General features: G+C 60.9%; 20 protein-coding genes. 7 read left to right on the forward strand and 13 right to left on the reverse strand.

Features of this window, described 5'->3' with window-relative positions; all coding sequences use genetic code 11:
- Positions 1-67 precede the first annotated feature (67 nt).
- The 4 genes from AACU78_RS20385 (at position 68) to AACU78_RS20400 (ending at position 3,696) form a co-directional block, all read left to right on the forward strand.
- Positions 68-868 (forward strand): transporter substrate-binding domain-containing protein, encoded by an 801-nt coding sequence (locus AACU78_RS20385; protein WP_106577501.1) that lies wholly within the window; start codon positions 68-70, stop codon positions 866-868.
- A gap of 220 nt (positions 869-1,088) precedes the next feature.
- Positions 1,089-1,886, forward strand: a complete 798-nt coding sequence (locus AACU78_RS20390; protein ID WP_106577502.1) for a transporter substrate-binding domain-containing protein — start codon at positions 1,089-1,091, stop codon at positions 1,884-1,886.
- Positions 1,887-2,009: 123 nt separating this feature from the next.
- The gene (locus AACU78_RS20395; RefSeq protein ID WP_106577503.1) at positions 2,010-2,969 is read left to right on the forward strand and encodes an amino acid ABC transporter permease; all 960 of its coding nucleotides are present in this window, start codon (positions 2,010-2,012) and stop codon (positions 2,967-2,969) included.
- Entirely contained in the window at positions 2,962-3,696 is a 735-nt protein-coding gene (locus tag AACU78_RS20400; protein WP_106577504.1) for an amino acid ABC transporter ATP-binding protein, read from the forward strand. Before AACU78_RS20395 ends, AACU78_RS20400 begins: the two co-directional genes overlap by 8 nt.
- 195 nt (positions 3,697-3,891) lie before the next feature.
- Here the strand turns inward: AACU78_RS20400 and AACU78_RS20405 are convergent, their stop codons facing one another.
- The 10 genes from AACU78_RS20405 to ubiE all read right to left on the reverse strand — a co-directional run bounded on the left by AACU78_RS20405 (position 3,892) and on the right by ubiE (position 12,153).
- Complete coding sequence (locus tag AACU78_RS20405; RefSeq protein WP_106577505.1) at positions 3,892-5,808, reverse strand: methyl-accepting chemotaxis protein; 1,917 nt, start codon at positions 5,806-5,808, stop codon at positions 3,892-3,894.
- Positions 5,809-6,139: 331 nt separating this feature from the next.
- The gene (locus AACU78_RS20410) at positions 6,140-6,847 is read right to left on the reverse strand and encodes a 16S rRNA (uracil(1498)-N(3))-methyltransferase (protein WP_106577506.1); all 708 of its coding nucleotides are present in this window, start codon (positions 6,845-6,847) and stop codon (positions 6,140-6,142) included.
- A complete protein-coding gene (gene tatC / locus AACU78_RS20415; protein WP_106577507.1) occupies positions 6,844-7,635 on the reverse strand; it encodes a twin-arginine translocase subunit TatC in 792 nt (263 codons plus the stop codon). The genes AACU78_RS20410 and tatC overlap by 4 nt, the downstream gene beginning before the upstream one ends.
- Positions 7,632-8,063, reverse strand: coding sequence for a Sec-independent protein translocase protein TatB (gene tatB / locus AACU78_RS20420; RefSeq protein ID WP_106577508.1), 432 nt, complete (start codon positions 8,061-8,063; stop codon positions 7,632-7,634). The genes tatC and tatB overlap by 4 nt, the downstream gene beginning before the upstream one ends.
- Before the next feature lie 10 nt (positions 8,064-8,073).
- Positions 8,074-8,364 (reverse strand): twin-arginine translocase TatA/TatE family subunit, encoded by a 291-nt coding sequence (locus AACU78_RS20425; RefSeq protein WP_106577509.1) that lies wholly within the window; start codon positions 8,362-8,364, stop codon positions 8,074-8,076.
- A 25-nt stretch (positions 8,365-8,389) separates the two neighbouring features.
- The gene (locus AACU78_RS20430) at positions 8,390-8,722 is read right to left on the reverse strand and encodes a phosphoribosyl-ATP diphosphatase (RefSeq protein ID WP_003209299.1); all 333 of its coding nucleotides are present in this window, start codon (positions 8,720-8,722) and stop codon (positions 8,390-8,392) included.
- Between the two features lie 2 nt (positions 8,723-8,724).
- On the reverse strand, positions 8,725-9,117 hold the full coding sequence (gene hisI / locus AACU78_RS20435) for a phosphoribosyl-AMP cyclohydrolase (protein WP_106577510.1): 393 nt from the start codon (positions 9,115-9,117) through the stop codon (positions 8,725-8,727).
- A gap of 41 nt (positions 9,118-9,158) precedes the next feature.
- Positions 9,159-10,763: a ubiquinone biosynthesis regulatory protein kinase UbiB gene (gene ubiB / locus AACU78_RS20440; protein WP_106577511.1), complete on the reverse strand. Its 1,605-nt coding sequence runs from the start codon at positions 10,761-10,763 to the stop codon at positions 9,159-9,161.
- Entirely contained in the window at positions 10,760-11,383 is a 624-nt protein-coding gene (locus AACU78_RS20445; protein ID WP_106577512.1) for a ubiquinone biosynthesis accessory factor UbiJ, read from the reverse strand. The genes ubiB and AACU78_RS20445 overlap by 4 nt, the downstream gene beginning before the upstream one ends.
- Positions 11,383-12,153, reverse strand: coding sequence for a bifunctional demethylmenaquinone methyltransferase/2-methoxy-6-polyprenyl-1,4-benzoquinol methylase UbiE (gene ubiE / locus AACU78_RS20450; protein ID WP_106577513.1), 771 nt, complete (start codon positions 12,151-12,153; stop codon positions 11,383-11,385). The genes AACU78_RS20445 and ubiE overlap by 1 nt, the downstream gene beginning before the upstream one ends.
- A 145-nt stretch (positions 12,154-12,298) precedes the next feature.
- Between ubiE and AACU78_RS20455 the strand changes: the two genes are divergently transcribed.
- The 3 genes from AACU78_RS20455 (at position 12,299) to AACU78_RS20465 (ending at position 14,083) form a co-directional block, all read left to right on the forward strand.
- Positions 12,299-12,574, forward strand: a complete 276-nt coding sequence (locus tag AACU78_RS20455; RefSeq protein ID WP_106577514.1) for a polyhydroxyalkanoic acid system family protein — start codon at positions 12,299-12,301, stop codon at positions 12,572-12,574.
- Between the two features lie 105 nt (positions 12,575-12,679).
- A complete protein-coding gene (locus AACU78_RS20460; RefSeq protein ID WP_106577515.1) occupies positions 12,680-13,102 on the forward strand; it encodes a phasin family protein in 423 nt (140 codons plus the stop codon).
- 12 nt (positions 13,103-13,114) lie between these two features.
- The gene (locus tag AACU78_RS20465) at positions 13,115-14,083 is read left to right on the forward strand and encodes a phasin family protein (RefSeq protein ID WP_106577516.1); all 969 of its coding nucleotides are present in this window, start codon (positions 13,115-13,117) and stop codon (positions 14,081-14,083) included.
- 173 nt (positions 14,084-14,256) lie between these two features.
- Here the strand turns inward: AACU78_RS20465 and AACU78_RS20470 are convergent, their stop codons facing one another.
- From AACU78_RS20470 to phaZ, 3 genes are all read right to left on the reverse strand, one after another.
- Positions 14,257-14,877, reverse strand: a complete 621-nt coding sequence (locus AACU78_RS20470) for a TetR/AcrR family transcriptional regulator (protein WP_106577517.1) — start codon at positions 14,875-14,877, stop codon at positions 14,257-14,259.
- A gap of 27 nt (positions 14,878-14,904) precedes the next feature.
- A complete protein-coding gene (gene phaC / locus AACU78_RS20475) occupies positions 14,905-16,587 on the reverse strand; it encodes a class II poly(R)-hydroxyalkanoic acid synthase (protein WP_106577518.1) in 1,683 nt (560 codons plus the stop codon).
- 88 nt (positions 16,588-16,675) lie between these two features.
- The gene (gene phaZ, locus AACU78_RS20480) at positions 16,676-17,521 is read right to left on the reverse strand and encodes a poly(3-hydroxyalkanoate) depolymerase (RefSeq protein WP_106577519.1); all 846 of its coding nucleotides are present in this window, start codon (positions 17,519-17,521) and stop codon (positions 16,676-16,678) included.
- Between the last annotated feature and the right edge of the window lie 136 nt (positions 17,522-17,657).

Genomic DNA, 17,657 nt, shown 5'->3' on the forward strand with positions numbered 1-17,657 from the left:
ACGTATTGCCGTGCCTGTGGCTGGGTTAGCATCGCCCCCTCGAATTGACGAGGTCACAGGGGGAATCATGAGCAAGAGCTATTGTTGGGCGTGGCTGGCAGGCGCTGTCGCATGGGTGTACGCGGGCCTGTTGAGTGCCGGCGCCCTGGATGACGCCGTGCGCCGTGGCGTGCTCAAAGTCGGTACCACGCCCGCCTATGTGCCCTTCGAGATGACGGACAAGCAGGGGCGCATCGTCGGCTTCGAGATCGACTTGCTCCAGGCCATGAGCCATGCCCTGGGCGTCCAACTTGAATTGGTCACGATGCCCTATGCCGACCTGGTACCGGGGTTGATGGCGAAGAAGTTCGATCTGATCGGCAGCGGCATGACGGTCACGCAAGAGCGCAATCTGAAGCTGAATTTCAGCGACTCCTTCATCGTGGTTGGCCAAACCGCGCTGCTGCATCCGAGCCTGGCCGGCAAAATTTCCAGTATCGAAGACCTGGACGAGGCGGGTTACCGGATCGCCGCCACGGCAGGTACGACCGGAGAGGCAGCGGCGCGACGTTTGCTCGGGGCGGCCCGATTGAGCAGTTTCGCCACCGCGCAAGAGGGCGTGCGGCAGGTGGTGGAGGGTAAGGCCGATGCCTTCATTCATGACGCGCCCTACAACCTGATCGCAATGGCCCGGCCGGAAAACCGCACACTGTTGGCACTTGAACAGCCGTTTACCTTTGAGCCGCTGGCGTTCGGGTTGAAAAAGGGTGATTACGACAGCCTCAATTGGATCAACCACTTCCTCAGCCAGGTGGCCCAGGACGGGACCTACGATCGCCTGCACGACAAGTGGTTCAAGGACACCGCCTGGATGGCTGAGATCGATTGATCGTCGTAACCACTTATCTATCAAGACGTTGCCGCGCTCGCCCGCTGAACCTGTCTAACCCTGCGCGTCGTTGCACCGTTGTGGGGCTTTTCCGACATACGCAGGGAACATTTACCCGCGAAACCTTTGTGACGGGCAGCGAGTGGGGTAGGATCGCACCCCGAATTGGTGCAGCCCTTTTGCGCGCCGACTTTATAAGAACCGTTCAGGGGACTTGATGATGAAAAAGTATCTTTCGATGCTGATGCTCGGCGTCACCGCGCTGGTCGCGGCCACTGCGGCTCACGCTGGCGCCATCGATGATGCGGTCAAGCGCGGCACGCTGAAAGTCGGCATGGACCCGACTTACATGCCGTTCGAAATGACAGACAAGCGCGGTGAAATCATCGGCTTTGAAGTCGACATCCTCAAGGCAATGGCTAAATCGATGGGCGTCAAACTGGAGCTGGTGTCGACCGGTTACGACGGCATCATCCCGGCCTTCCTGACCGGCAAGTTCGACATGATCGGCAGCGGCATGACCCTGACTCAAGAGCGCAACCTGCGACTCAATTTCAGCGAACCTTTCATCGTGGTCGGCCAGACGCTGCTGATTCGCAAGGACCTGGAAGGCACCATCAAGACCTACAAAGACCTCAACGATGAGAAATACCGCCTGACCTCCAAGCTGGGCACCACCGGCGAGATGGTCGCCAAAAAGCTGATCTCCAAAGCCAAGTACCACGGCTACGACAACGAGCAGGAAGGCGTGCTCGACGTGGTCAACGGCAAGGCAGATGCCTTTGTGTATGACGCGCCGTACAACGTGGTTGCCGAGAAAAAGGTCGGCAACGGCAAACTGGTGTTCCTGGAAGAACCCTTCACGTTCGAGCCGTTGGCGTTTGGCCTGAAAAAAGGCGATTACGACAGCCTCAATTACATCAATAACTTCCTGCACCAGATCCGCAACGACGGCACCTACGATCGCATCCATGACAAGTGGTTCAAGAGCGCCGAGTGGCTCAAGGACATGGAATAAGGGCTGACACCCAGTCGACTTCATCGCAGGCAAGCCAGCTCCCACAGTTGAAATGCGTTCCCTTGTGGGAGCGGGCTTGCCCGCGATGACGGCATGCCAGGCGATACATCTTCGGAAAGTGAAATGAAACAGAAAAAAGCCCAATGGCCCTGGCACCTGCTGACCGTGGTCGTGCTGGTTGGCCTGGCTGGCGCGTTGTACTACGCCACTTCGCTGATGTCTTACGAGTGGCGCTGGAACCGCGTGCCGCAGTACTTCGCCTATCAGGCCGAAACGTCCCAGCGCGCCGCCGACATTTCCACCGTGGTGGAACTGGTGCACAAAGGCGACGTCGCTGAAGTGACCCTGCGCAACGACGCCGGCACCGAGCAAAAGCTCACCGTGGCCGACAACAGCCTGCAAGTGTCGCGTGGCGATGATGTCGCCGAAGGCGACGTGGTAGGCGTGACCCGGCATTGGGCGCTGGGGCCGTTGATGTGGGGCCTGTGGACCACATTGTGGCTCTCGGTGGTGTCCGGCATTCTCGGCCTGGCGATCGGCTTGGCAACCGGCCTGTGCCGTCTGTCCAATAACCCGACCTTGCGCGACCTGTCGACTATCTACGTCGAGCTGGTGCGCGGGACGCCGCTGTTGGTGCAGATATTCATTTTCTATTTCTTCATCGGCACGGTGCTCAATCTGTCGCGGGAGTTTGCCGGGATCGCGGCACTGTCGCTGTTCACTGGCGCTTATGTGGCGGAAATCGTGCGCGCCGGTGTGCAGTCGATCACCCGTGGCCAGAATGAAGCCGCGCGTTCGCTGGGCCTCAGTGCCAGCCAGTCGATGCGCCATGTGGTATTGCCGCAAGCGTTCAAACGCGTGCTGCCGCCTTTGGCCGGGCAATTTATCAGCCTGGTCAAGGACACGTCGCTGGTGTCGGTGATCGCGATTACCGAGCTGCTCAAAAGTGGCCGCGAGGTGATCACCACCTCGTTCTCGCCGTTTGAAATCCTGTTCTGTGTGGCAGGCCTGTACCTGCTGATCAACCTGCCGCTGTCAAAAATGGCCAGCCGGCTTGAGCGGAGGCTCGCGCAAAGTGATTGAAGTCCGCGATCTGGTAAAAGTCTTCGACACCCGTGGTCACGTGGTGCGCGCGGTGGACCACGTCACCACTCACGTCGCCAAGGGCGAAGTGCTGGTGGTGATCGGTCCGTCGGGTTCCGGCAAATCCACCTTCCTGCGTTGCCTGAATGGGTTGGAAGCATTCGACTCGGGCTCCGTCAGCATCGATGGCTTGCAACTGGCTGACCCGAAAACCGACGTGAACGCCTACCGCCGCGAAGTTGGCATGGTGTTCCAGCATTTCAACTTGTTCCCGCACATGACCGTGCTGGAAAACCTGTGCCTGGCGCAAAAAGTCGTGCGCAAGCGCGGCAAACAAGAGCGCGAGGCCAAGGCCCTGGCGCTGCTCGAAAAGGTCGGTATTGCGCAAAAGGCCAACGAGTTTCCGTCACGTTTGTCTGGTGGACAGCAACAGCGTGTAGCCATCGCCCGCGCGTTGGCAATGGAACCCAAGGTCATGCTGTTTGACGAGCCCACTTCGGCGCTGGACCCGGAAATGGTCGGTGAAGTGCTGGACGTGATGAAGACCCTCGCCCTGGAAGGCATGACCATGGTCTGCGTCACCCACGAAATGGGTTTTGCCCGCGAAGTGGCCGACCGTGTGCTGTTTTTCGATCATGGCAAATTGCTGGAAGACGCGTCCCCTGCCGCGTTCTTTGACGCGCCGAAAGACCCGCGGGCCCAGGCCTTCCTGCGCCAGGTCCTGTAAACCTCAAGGCCGGGCTCGACGGGGTTAACTGAGCACCGGCCGCCACAGTGCGTGGCGACACGCACCGCACCCTCATCACTCTGCGATTGATTGCCTCCGGCACTGCATTGTGCGGCGTCTGCAAGCGGTTCAGCGCCAACGCGCTGAAACGCTCAAGGGATTCGGCGGCCCGGGTCGGCCGCCGTGCAAGGCGGCTCAGATGCGGAAGCGGCCAACCAGGGTTTGCAGGTAAATCCCCAGGCGCGCCAGTTCGGCACTGGAGGCGGCGGTTTCCTCACTGGCCGAAGAGGTCTGTTCAGACACATCGCGTACATTCAGCACGCTGCGGTTGATCTCTTCGGCCACGGCACTCTGCTGCTCGGCGGCGGTGGCGATCTGCGAGTTCATCGCCTGGATGGTCGAGACCGTGCGGGTGATATTGCCCAGCGCGTTGCCGGCCCGACGGGTCAGCTCGACACTGCTGTCGGTGAGGCCACGGCTGTTGTCCATGATGGTTGCCACCTGCTGGGTGCCGCTTTGCAGGCCTACGATCAGCTCTTCGATCTCTTCAGTGGACTTCTGAGTACGCTGGGCCAGGCTGCGCACCTCATCGGCGACCACGGCAAAGCCACGTCCGGCTTCACCGGCACGCGCGGCCTCGATCGCGGCGTTAAGCGCCAGCAGGTTGGTTTGCTGGGCCACCGACTTGATCACGTCGAGCACGCTGCCGATCTTGTCGCTCTCGCGCTTCAGATGGCCCATGGCTTCGGTGGAGTTGCCCACCTCAATGGCCAGGCGCTCGATCTGGGCGATGGCCTCACCCACGACTTTGTCACCTTCGCGGGCCTGCTGGTCAGCGGCCACGGCGGCTTCAGAGGCTTCTTCGGCGTTACGCGCTACTTCCTGCACGGTGGCTGCCATCTCATTCATGGCAGTGGCCACCTGGTCGGTCTCGACCTTCTGGCTATTGACCCCCGCGCTGGTCTGCTCGGTGACGGCCGACAGTTGCTCGGCGGCGCTGGCGATCTGAGTGACGCCATCGCTGATGCCGCCGATCAACTCGCGCAGGCCGACGGTCATGCTTTGCATGGCGCGTTGCAGCTGCCCCAACTCATCCTGGCGCGCAGAGTTGAGGTTGTGGCTCAGGTCGCCGGAGGCGACTTGCTCAGCGACTTTTAGGGTCTGGTTCAACGGAATGACGATTTGGCGCGTGATGGCCCAGGCGGCGACCATGCCGAAGATCAGCGCCAGTACGGTGGCCAGCAGCAACAGCTGTTTGGCTTGCGCCGCGTCGGCATCGCGTACTGCGGTTTGCGAGAGGGTGAGTTTTTCGCTGTGGCCCAGCAGGATATCGCCTTGCTCGGTCATGATTTTCAGCGCCGCAGCGCTGGCGACCTGGGAATCGCGGTACTGGCTGACGGCGGCGCGATAGGCTTGCAGCGACACGCCGGCTTCTTGCAGGTTGGCCTGATACTGGGCAGGCAATTGGCCTTGCAGGTCGGTGATTTTCTTGAGGGCGTTGTCGATGGCATCCAGGGCCGGCTGCTCGGCTTCCGCCTTGGCGCTGTAGGTGTAGCCGCGCACCTGGAAGCGTGATTGCTGGATCAGCTTGCTCAAGTCGACCACGCTGTTGAACTGGGTGACGCTGTCACCTTGCAGCATTGCCTTCTCGACCTCATTGGTCTTGGCCACGGCGTTGTCGGCGGTGTCGCCGAGCTTGCTGCGCGCGCCTTCGCGCTTCAGACCGGCCTGGACCAGGGTGGCGAAGGCTTTTTTGTATTGGTTCAAGGCCTCCTGTTGTTGCTCCACCAGGGCCTTGTCGTCGGGTTGCTCGATCAGGGTTTGTGCAGTTTTAAGGCCGTTGTCCAGCTGGGTGAGCAGGCTGTTGACCGCATCCGTGCCTTGCTCGCCGCGACGCATTTCAAAGTCCAGGCGCGCCAGACGCAGGTCTTTGGTCAGGCCGTTGAGGCTGGAGATAAAGCCCAGTTTGTCACCGCGACTGATCACATCGCCCAGGCCGGTCCAGCCGGTGAAGGTGGTCAACAACGTCAGGACTAACACCAAGCCAAAGCCAATGCTCAGCTTGCGGTTGACGCTCACATTCCCCAGTTTTTCGGCTAACCAACGATACATGCTGCGAACTCCCTTTGAACAAGGCTTGGACTTATTCAGAGGCTATCGGCTGGGCAGGATTATTCTGTAGGCGCGATGGATCATGTGGCGCGTCTTGAGGCGGGCAGGCTTGGTGTGCTGGGCGGGCAGGTCGTGGCCCGCTGGCTTGTTGTGGCGAGCGGGCTTGCCCCGCGTTGGGCTGCGCAGCAGCCCCAGTCAGAGCAACACCGCGTCTGTCAGGCATAACGAGCTGACCGTTTTGGGATCGCTTCGCGCCCCAACGCGGGGCAAGCCCGCTCGCCACAACAGGCGCGCTGCTACCGATGGCAGTGTTGTTGGCGGGCGGTGAGGTTTAGAACAGGCGGGCGAGCAGGGCGGTGACGGCGGTTTCTACGCGCAGGATTCGCGCACCAAGCTGCACGGGTTGCAGGCCGGCTTTGGTCAGCAGGTCCACTTCGTAGGGTATCCAGCCACCTTCCGGGCCGATGGCCAGCGTTACCGGCTCATCCAGCGCCCGCGGGCAGGCCGGGTAGTCGCCGGGGTGGCCGATCAGGCCGAGGGTGCCTGCGTTCATGGCCGGCAGGCGATCTTCGACGAACGGCTTGAAGCGCTTTTCGATAACGATCTCGGGCAGCACCGTATCGCGCGCCTGCTCCAGACCCAGAACCAGCTGCTCGCGAATCGCCTCGGGCTCAAGGAACGGGGTTTGCCAGAAGCTCTTCTCCACGCGGTAGCTGTTGAGCAGCACCACTTTGGGCACGCCCATGGCTGCAACGGTTTGCAACACCCGGCGCAGCATCTTCGGGCGCGGCAGGGCCAGCAGCAGGGTCAGCGGCAGTTTGGCCGGCGGCTGCAGGTCGAAGCTGACTTGCAGCTCGGCTTCGCCGGGTTCCAGGCGCAGCAGTTGGGCATTGCCCATCAGCCCGCCAATGCGCCCCACACGCAGGTTGTCGCCCACCGCAGCGCGGTGGACGTCCTGCATATGCACCAGGCGGCGATCACGCAGGATCACCCGGTCGGCCGCGATAAAGTCGGCCTCCTCAAGCAGCAGCAGGTTCACGGCTGGGTCGCTGGCGGCTGATCGTCGTCGGCGGGTTGGTCATCCGGGTGCTCGCCACGCTTGCTGATCAAACTGCCAAACAGGATGCCGATCTCGAACAGCATCCACATCGGCACAGCCAACAGGGTCTGCGAGAAGATGTCCGGTGGCGTCAGGATCATGCCCACCACAAAGCAACCGATGATCACGTACGGGCGCACTTTCTTCAGGTACTTGACGTCAACCACGCCGATCCATACCAGCAGCACCACGGCGACCGGGATTTCGAAGGCCACGCCAAAGGCGAAGAACAGCGTCATCACGAAGTCGAGGTAACTGGTGATGTCGGTCATCATCTCCACGCCGGCCGGGGTGGCGGCGGCGAAGAACTTGAAGATCAGCGGGAACACCAGGAAATAGGCGAAGGCCATGCCGGTGTAGAACAGCAGGATGCTCGACACCAGCAATGGCACTGCGATGCGCTTCTCATGCTTGTACAGGCCCGGCGCGATAAAGCCCCAGATCTGATGCAGGATCACCGGAATCGCCAGGAACAGCGAAACCATCATGGTCAGCTTCAACGGCGTCAGGAACGGTGACGACACGTCGGTGGCGATCATCGTTGCGCCGGCCGGCAGGTACTGGCGCAGCGGTGTCGAAACGAAGGTGTAGATCTGCTGGGTGAAGGCGAACAGCCCGGCAAAGATGATGAAGATGGCCGCTACGCAACGCAGCAGGCGGGTACGCAGCTCGGTGAGGTGCGAGACCAGCGGCATGTGCTGGTCGTTTTCCGGTTTATCAGCGCTCATGGGGCTCGCGGCGGCAATGTAGGGTCATGGGGAGCGGGCGACGCAACGGGCGTCGGCGCTGGCGCTGTCGGGGCAGGTGCGGTAGGTGCCGGGGTGTGTTCGAGCACCGGTGCAGCTTCGGCCACAGGCGGCGGCGCGATGCTGTGCTCGGCCACAGGCTCTGCCGGTTTGCTCGGCTCATTGACCGGCGACAGAATCTTGCGCGCTTCCTGCTCCAGCGAAAGGATATGTTCGTTGTGCAGTTGGCGGCGAATCTCGTCGGCGCCGATTTCCCGTTCAACTTCCTGTTTGATGGCGTTGAAACTGCGTTTCAGGCGCCCGATCCATAGGCCGGCCGTGCGCGCGGCACCGGGCAGGCGTTCCGGCCCCAATACCAGCAGGGCGACGAGGCCGACGAGGAGCAGTTCAGAGAAGCTGATACCAAACATTAGTCAGTGCTCACGAGTCTTTGCGGGTCGGCTCTTGGACTTTTTCAGCCTGCACGTCGAAGGTACGACGCTCGGTGATGGGCTGGGTGGCCTGCGGGTGCACAGGCTGGACCGGCGGCGCTGGGTTAACGACAGGGTTGACCACGGGGTCGGCTGGCTTTTCGTCATCGTTCATGGCTTTGCGAAAGCCCTTGATCGACTCGCCCACGTCGGTGCCCAGGTTTTTGAGTTTCTTGGTGCCGAACACCAGTACCACCACCACCAGAATGACGATCCAGTGTTTCCAGTCAAAAATGCCCATGCTGCAATTCCTCTGTAAAAGTTATTCAGGCGGACGGGCGCGAGGCCTTTTCGGCGTGCCCGGACAAGCCGAAGCGACGGTCCAGTTCGTCCAGCACGGCCTGTGGATGCTGCCCCAGTTGGGCGAGCATGACCAGGCTGTGGAACCATAGGTCAGCGGTTTCGTAGATGACATCGCTGCAGTCGCCGCTGATCTGTGCGTCTTTGGCAGCAATGATGGTTTCGACGGATTCCTCGCCGAGTTTTTCCAGAATCTTGTTCAAACCCTTGTGGTACAGGCTGGCGACATAGGAGCTGTCGGCGTCTGCGCCTTTGCGGTCTTCCAGCACCTGGGCCACGCGGTTGAGGGTATCGCTCATGTCTAGTGTCCTGCCGAGTAAATGGCGTGCGGGTCTTTGAGCACCGGTTCGACCACCTTCCATTCGCCATTCTCGAACACGCGATAGAAGCAGCTGTGACGGCCGGTGTGGCAGGCGATGTCGCCGATCTGCTCGACTTTGAGGATCACCACGTCGGCGTCGCAGTCGATGCGCATCTCGTGCAGGGTTTGCACGTGCCCGGACTCTTCGCCCTTGCGCCACAGTTTGCCACGCGAACGTGACCAGTAAATGGCGCGCTGCTCAGTGGCAGTGAGGCTCAGGGCCTCACGGTTCATCCAGGCCATCATCAGCACGCGCCCGGTCTTGTGGTCCTGGGCAATGGCCGGCACCAGGCCGTCACTGTCCCATTTGATCTCGTCCAGCCAGTCTTTCATGTTCCGCTCCGGCAATTTGCGACAGTGTATAACCGGATCGGCTATCGGCGCACGATCAGATAAACACCCACGGCGACCATGATGCCGGCCGGCCAGTGGCCCAGTTGGTTCAACGGCCCACCGATGGCCAGCATCACGCCGCCCACCAGGTGCGCGGCGCCCAGCAGGCGCAGGAACCAATCGTCCTTGCGCTTCTGCCAGGGCGGCGCGGGGTCTTTGGCATGGGGCTGGGACATGCGCTCCAGCAGGTCGCGCGTCATGTTGGCCAGGTGCGGCAGCTGCTCGACCTGGCTTTGCAGGTTGCCCAGCAAGGTTTTCGGGCTGACCCGCTCACGCATCCAGCGCTCCAGGAACGGCTGCGCGGTGTTCCACAGGTCGAGGTCCGGGTACAGCTGACGGCCCAGGCCTTCGATGTTGAGCAGAGTTTTCTGCAAAAGAACAAGCTGCGGCTGCACTTCCATATTGAAGCGCCGCGCGGTCTGGAACAGGCGCATCAGTACCTGGCCGAATGAAATATCTTTTAACGGTTTTTCAAAGATCGGTTCGCACACGGTGCGGATGGCCGCTTCGAATTCGTTGAGCTTGGTTTCTGCCGGCACCCAACCCGAATCGATGTGCAGTTGCGCCACGCGGCGGTAGTCACGCTTGAAGAAGGCGAACAGGTTGCGCGCCAGGTAGTCCTGGTCTTCCGGGGTCAGGCTGCCGACGATGCCGCAGTCGATCGCAATGTACTGCGGGCTCCACGGGTTGACGGTGCTGACGAAGATGTTGCCCGGGTGCATGTCGGCGTGGAAGAAACTGTCGCGGAATACCTGGGTGAAGAAGATCTCCACGCCGCGCTCGGCGAGCATTTTCATGTCGGTGCGCTGGTCGGCCAGGGTGGCGAGGTCGGTGACCTGCACGCCGTAGATGCGCTCCATCACCAGCACTTTGGGGCGGCACCAGTCCCAATACACTTGCGGCACGTACAGCAGCTGCGAGCCTTCGAAGTTGCGCTTGAGCTGGCTGGCGTTGGCGGCCTCGCGCAGCAGGTCGAGTTCGTCGTAGATGGTTTTTTCGTAATCGGCGACCACGTCCACCGGGTGCAGCAGGCGCGCGTCGGCGGAGAAGCGCTCGGCGGCGCGCGCAAGAATGAACAGCCACGCCAGGTCCTGGCCGATGATCGGCTTGAGGCCGGGGCGAATCACCTTCACCACCACTTCTTCGCCAGTCTTGAGCTGCGCGGCGTGCACTTGTGCGACCGAGGCCGAGGCCAGCGGGTCGACGTCGAAACGGCTGAATACGTCGCTGATCTTCTTGCCCAACTGCTCTTCGATCAGCTTCATCGACTGTTGGGAATCAAACGGCGGCACGCGGTCCTGCAGCAGCATCAACTCATCGGCGATGTCTTCGGGCAACAGGTCGCGGCGGGTGGAGAGGATCTGCCCGAACTTGATAAAAATCGGCCCCAAATCCTGCAACGCCAGGCGCAGGCGCGCGCCGCGGCTCAGCTCCAGCGGTTTGCGCGGGAACCAGCGCCACGGCAGTACATAGCGCACCGCCAGCAGAAACCACGGCAAGGGCAGGGCGAACAGCAGGTCATCGAGGCGGTAGCGGATTACGACGCGCTGGATACGAAACAGACGGCGGACGGCGAGCAGCTTCATGCGTTATCGCTTGGATCAAGGGAACGGCTCAGGCGCTCAACGCGCGCCTCGAGGCGTTCCAGGTCGATTTTGGCCTTGTCGAGTTCGCGAAAGCGCGCTTGCGCTTCCCGTTCCCCGACCAGGGTGCGCGATTCTTCGCTCAGGTATTCGGCAAGGTTCTGGTTGAGGGCGGCGAACCCTTGCTGGTACCAGCGCGAGCGGCTGCGCAGGTGCCCGCTGATCAACTGGGTGGCGACGGGGCCGATCCAGCGGGACAGCTCGTATTCCCAGTCCAGTTCCAGGTCTTGCAGCACGGCCGCCAGGTCCATCAGCACCGCGCTGTCGCCCTCCAGTTCCACGTCGGGGCCGTGGAGGATGGCGGTCTTGTTGCGGCTCAGTGCCAGGTGCAACAGGCTCGACGCCGGTGCGCGCAGGGTGCAGTCGGCTTCGGCGGCCCATTGGCTGGCGAGCAGCACGCCTTCATCGCTGGGCAGGATAAACAGCTGCAAGGCGGGGCTCGTGCAGTCGACGGCAATGACTTTGCCGTTCAAGTGCGCGAGCCGCGCCAGGGCGGTGCTGTCCAGGCGCAGAACACGATTGAGGCCGTGTTCAACGCTGGCGAGAAGGCCTGCGAACAGCATCAGGGTTTGATGCCGCGGTGCAGGGCGACGATGCCCGAGGTCATGTTGTGGTAGGTCACGCGGTCGAAGCCGGCGTCTACCATCATCGACTTCAGGGTCTCCTGGTCGGGGTGCATGCGGATCGATTCGGCCAGGTAACGGTAGCTCTCGGCGTCATTGGTGATCAGCTTGCCCATCAACGGCATGAAGGCGAACGAGTAGGTGTCGTAGACCTTGGACATCAACGCGTTGGTCGGCTTGGAGAACTCCAGCACCAGCAGGCGGCCACCTGGCTTGAGCACACGCAGCATCGAGCGGATAGCGTCTTCTTTGTGCGTTACGTTGCGCAGGCCGAAGGCGATGGTCACGCAGTCGAAATGGTTATCCGGGAACGGCAGCTTTTCAGCGTCGGCCTGGACGAATTCGATGTTGCCGGCCACGCCTTTATCCAGCAGGCGATCACGGCCAACCTTGAGCATCGAACCGTTGATATCCGCCAGCACTACTTGGCCGGTAGGGCCAACCAGCTTGGAGAACTTGGCCGCCAGGTCGCCCGTACCGCCGGCGATGTCCAGCACGCGGTTGCCGGTGCGTACACCCGACAACTCGATAGTGAAGCGCTTCCACAGGCGGTGCATGCCGCCCGACAGCACGTCGTTCATCAGGTCGTACTTGGCGGCTACGGAGTGGAACACCTCAGCGACTTTTTCCGCTTTCTGGCTTTCCGGAACGTTCTTGAAGCCGAAGTGAGTGGTGGGTTCGGCATCGCTGCCTTTGCGCTGATCAGTCATATCGCTGTCACCAAAAGAGAATGCGGGACATGATAATCCCCAAGGCTTGCTTTGTCTTGGCAAGGCTGAAGGTAAGATAGACGGTCACCGAGACCTTTTGCCGCATGGCAGGTGTTCTGAGTCGTTATAAAGAGGAGTCATTGCAATGGCCCGTATTACCGTAGAGCGTGCACATTCCCTGGGTAAAGAAGGCGCGCGGGCGAAGGCCGAGAAGTTGGCGCACAAACTCAAAGAGCAATATGGCCTCGAGCCCACGTGGTCCGGCGACACCCTGATGCTCAAACGGTCCGGGGTTAAAGGCACGGTACTTGTGGCGGATGATTCGCTGCGCATTGATGTGGAACTGGGCCTGTTGATGTCGGCCATGAGTGGCACTATCAAATCCGAAATCGAGAAAGCCGTGGATAAGGCGTTGGCCTGATTCGAGTGCGCTTAGGGTGCCGATTCTAATTTTTCACCCTACTTTGTGCCCAAGCCCTCAACTCCTGTGGGCCGTTCCTCGACCCTAATTTGCGTGAGGTGCACCATGGCCAAAGTTATTTTGAAGAAAAAAATCGACATTCAGACCACCGCCCTGAGTGACGTTAAAAGCTACGCCCGCAAGATCTGGCTGGCAGGTCTTGGTGCCTACGCCAAGGTCGGCAGTGAAGGCAGCGAGTACTTCAAAGAGCTGGTTAAGACTGGTCAACATGTTGAAAGTAAAGGTAAAAAAGTTGTCGTTGAACAACTTGATGCTGCCAACAGTCAGATTGATCAAGTAAAGAGTAATGTCTCAAGCGTCAAAGGTGTGGTTGAAGTTCAACTGGATAAAGTTGAAAAAGCTTTTGACACGCGTGTTGCCAGTGCCTTGAATCGGATCGGCATTGCGTCTAAACATGACGTTGAGACACTCTCTGCTAAGCTCGAAGAGCTGACGGCATTGCTAGAACGTGTCGCGCGTAAACACTAAGGAGACATCGGGATGGCTGTTAAAAAGACTACTCAGAAAGAAGGCAGCTCGTGGATCGGGGAAGTTGAAAAATATTCCCGTAAGATCTGGCTTGCTGGTTTAGGCGTGTACTCGAAGGTTAGCAGTGACGGCGGTAAGTACTTCGAGACTTTGGTCAAGGACGGCGAAAAGGCCGAGAAGTTGACCAAGACTACAGTCGGTAAAAAAGTAGAAGCGGCAAAGGCGAGTGCGGGTTCTGCCAAGTCGAGCATTTCTGACACGTGGGGCAAGTTGGAAGAAACTTTCGACAAGCGCCTTAACAGTGCCATTTCGCGACTGGGCGTGCCGAGCAAAGCTGAGCTGAAGACGCTGCACGGCAAGGTCGATACGCTGACCCGTCAAATCGAAAAACTCACGGGCGCAAAAGTGGCTCCGGCTAAAACCGCAGCGGCCAAACCAGCTGCCAAGCCTGCCGCTAAAACGGCTGCGGCAAAACCTGCTGCGAAAACTGCAGCCAAGCCTCTGGTTAAAGCGGCGGCAAAAACCGCTGCCAAACCTGCGGCGAAGGCTCCGGCCAAATCGTCGGCTAAACCGGCTGCCAAGCCTGCCGCTAAAACAGCCGCTGCCAAACCTGCCGCCAAGTCTGCTGCTAAACCCGTGGCCGCTAAAGCAGCTGCCAAGCCAGCGGCTAAACCTGCTGCCAAGGCGGCCGCGAAACCTGCGGTTAAAACGGCTGCTGCAAAACCGGCTGCCAAGCCTGCGGCGAAATCTGCGGCCAAGCCAGCCGCGGCAAAACCGGCTGCCAAAGCTGTGGCTGCCAAGCCAGCGGCAAAACCAGCCGCCGCCAAGAAGCCTGCTGCAGCGAAAAAACCAGCGGTTGCGGCCAAGCCTGCAACGCCGGCGCCTACCGCTTCGACAGCCAACTCGGTGTCCGCACCGACGCACGCTGCTACTGCCCCGACTGCATCGCCGGCAACCCCGACGCCATCCAGTCAGTCCTGATTTTTTCAGGGCACAAAAAACGCCCGGCCTGTGAAGGTCGGGCGTTTTTTATTGGCGATCTTATGACCCCCTCATGTCCACTGTGGGAGCGGGCTTGCCCGCGATTGCGGTGTATCGATGACATAGGTGCCAACTGATCTGGCGCTATCGCGGGCAAGCCCGCTCCCACAGGTTCAATCCATGTCATCCAGGTACTTGAGGGCGAATTTTTCGGTCGCCTGTCGCGCCGGCAGCAACAGATGCGGCGCCACCAGCATCATGATCTGGTACACCACCACGCGCACTTCGCCTTCTCGGTCGAGGATGCGCTGGTAGTCCAGCGAAAACAGCAGCGTCAGGGTGATCTGCTCCACCAATTGGCCCAGTGCCTGGGTATCACTGACCAACTGCCCCGCCGCCTTCAAACGCGCAAGCAATGAGGCCAGCGTGCGCTTGAGCGCCGTGAGCAAGGTGCGAATGCCCTTGGCCAGCTTTGGCAGGCGCCCCGCCAGGTTTGACAGGTCCTGAAACAGGAACCGGTAATGGGCCATGCGCTCGACGATCAGGTGCAGGAACAGCCAGTAATCCTCGGCCCTGAGTTGCGCATCCGCCGGCGGGTCAAGCAGCGGCGCCAGTTCATTCTGAAAGCGCTCGAACAGCCCAAGCACCAACGGCTCCTTGCCATGGAAGTGGTAGTAGAGGTTGCCGGGGCTGATCCCCATTTCATTGGCTACCTCCATGGTCGACACGTTCGGTTCGCCCTTGTGGTTGAACAACTGCAAGGCACATTCAAGGATACGGTCGCGGGTCTTCATCCAGTCTTCTTAATGTGATCGTTGAGCTCAGCGCACACGCACGTAAGTGCCCGGCGCCGCTTCCATCGGTGGGTAATTCTGGTTGCCCAGGGCGGTCAGGGTTTCGCGCTGCACGCCGGAGCGTTGTTGAATCCACTCCAGCCACTGCGGCCACCAGCTGCCTTCGACGTGGTGGGCGTCGTAGTACCAGGCACGCGGGTCACTGCTCAGCTTGAGGTTTTCGACGTAATTGGCCTTGGGGTTCCCCGGCGGGTTGAGGATGCTCTGCACATGCCCGCTGCTGGACAGCACGAAGCGCCGCTCACCGCCCAGCAATTGCGTGGAGCGATATACCGCATCCCACGGCGTGATGTGGTCGTTGATGCCAGCCACGCTGAAGCTGTCCACCGTGACCTTCTGCAAGTCGATAGGCGTGCCGCACACTTCCAGGCCACCGGGATGGCTCAACGGGTTGTGCTTGAAGAAGTCCAGCAAGTCGCCATGCAGCGCGGCAGGCAGGCGCGTGTTGTCGTTGTTCCAGTACAGGATATCGAACGCCGGCGGCTCCTTGCCCAGCAGGTAATTGTTGATCCAGTAGTTCCAGATCAGGTCGTTGGGACGCATCCAGGCAAACACCTTGGCCATGTCGCGGCCGTCGAGCACGCCTTGCTGGTAGGAACGGCGCTTGGCGGCTTCCAGGGTTTGTTCATCGGCGAACAGGGTGGCGGGACTGTCGATCTGGCTGTCCAGCAGGCTCACCAGGTAGCTGGCGCTGGAGATACGCCGCAACTGGCGCTTGGCTTGCAGATGGCCTTGCAGTGCGGCGATGGTCAGGCCACCCGCGCAGGCGCCCATCAGGTTGACTTCGCGGGCACCGGTGATCGCGCGGCACACGTTCAGCGCTTCTTCCAGCGCGGCGACGTAGGTGGACAGGCCCCATTCACGATGACGCACATCCGGGTTGCGCCAGCTGACCATAAACGTCTGCAGGCCGTTTTTCAGTGCGTACTGCACAAAGCTGTTGGCCGGGCTGAGGTCAAAAATGTAGTACTTGTTGATTTGCGGCGGCACGATCAGCAGCGGCTTGGCGTACTGTTTTTCGCTCATGGGCTTGTACTGGATCAGCTCCAGCAGTTCGTTGCGAAACACCACTGAGCCGGGGGTGGTCGCCACCGTCTTGCCGACTTCGAAAGCGTGTTTGCTGACCTGGCGGGGCAGGCCGTTGTTGTGCAGCAGATCATCAAACAGGTTGCTCACGCCACGCACCACGCTGTTGCCGCCGGAGTTGAGCAGTTCCTTGACGGCCAGCGGGTTGAGCAAGGTGTTGGAAGGCGACACCGCATCGTTGAGCAGCGAGAACGCAAAGTGCGCGCGGGCGCGATCGTCAGTGTTGAGACTGCTGTCGTCGATCCAGTGGCGGGTCTGTTTCTGCCAGCTCAAATAGGCTTGCAGGCTGCGGCGGTACAGCGGGTTGAGCTTCCAGGTCGGGTCGATGAAGCGCGCGTCGTTGGGGTTGGGCTCATGCACGGTTTCGCCCAGCAGCACGCGGCCCAGCTGACCACCCAGCGCCAGGGCGTGGCGCGCGGTGTGCACCGGGTTGCGCAAGCCGTGGGCGGCGACGCTGCGCAGGGTCGCCAGCAAATCCCGACCGCGCAGGCCGGTGATTGCATTTTGCGCGTTGATGAACACGGCAGGGGTGGGCGCCGGGTTCGTCACGGGTCTTTCTCGCATGAGCCAACACTCCTTCGTCAAGGCAACAACGGGCACGCCAATTCAGAACCATAGTCGGTTCTCGGCAAGTTGCGCGGCAGTGCGGTCCTTACACGGCCGGTCGCGGGTGAATCACGGCCCGCAGGCGCTCCTCTTCGAGAAACTTCATGATGATCGGCGCCACGGCTTCGGCCCGGGTGATCAGGAACAGGTGACCGTCATCGATGATGTGCAACTGCGCGTTGGGAATACGCCAGGCGAGCATGCGCATATTGATCAGCGGAATCAGCGGGTCGTCGTCACCCGCCAGCACCAGCGTGGGTTGGCGGATCTTGTGCAGCCAGTGAATGCTGGTCCAGCCCAGCCCGGCGAACAGCTGCCAGTAATAGCCGAGCTTGCCGGCCGAGCGCACTTTGCTCGCGTGCTCGGCGGCCAGTTTCGCGTCGCGCCGGAACGAGCCGCCATAAATCATCGGCGCAATGCGCACCACGTGGGACGGTTGGATGTAGCGCCGTGGGCTCGCCATCAGCCACAGCACCTTGGGCTTGCCCGGCACCATGAACGCACCGGCAGCGGTGGCGGCGAGAATGAGTTTTTTGCAGCGCTCCGGGTAGTCATAGGCGAACTGCTGCGCGAGCGCGCCGCCCCAGGACACGCCCACGGCATTCACTTGGCCATAGTCGAGGTAATCGAGCATGCGCGCGGTGAGTTTGGCCAGGCCAGGAAAGCGATAGGGCCGACTCGGCGTCGAGGAACCACCGACGCCCGGTACATCGAAGGCGATTACTTCCAGGTCCGGGTCCAGCGCCTGGACGAACGGAAACACCAGCTCAAGGTTGGCGCCGATGCCGTTGAAAATCAGCAGCGGCGTCAAGTGAGGCTTGCCCGGGCGTACCGCCGTGCGGATGGCCTGGCCATCCAGGTCGATGGTACGGAAGATGAACGGTTGCGGCATGGGCTTACCCTGCAAAATGGCGCTATTTCCCTGCGGGAACACGGTCAATGTGGGAGCTGGCTTGCCTGCGATGCAGGCGCTGCGGTGTATCAGGCCTACCGAGTGGATGCCATCGCAGGCAAGCCAGCTCCCACAT

The organism is Pseudomonas sp. R9.37, assembly GCF_963878885.1.
In the GTDB taxonomy this organism is placed as follows: Bacteria; Pseudomonadota; Gammaproteobacteria; order Pseudomonadales; family Pseudomonadaceae; genus Aquipseudomonas.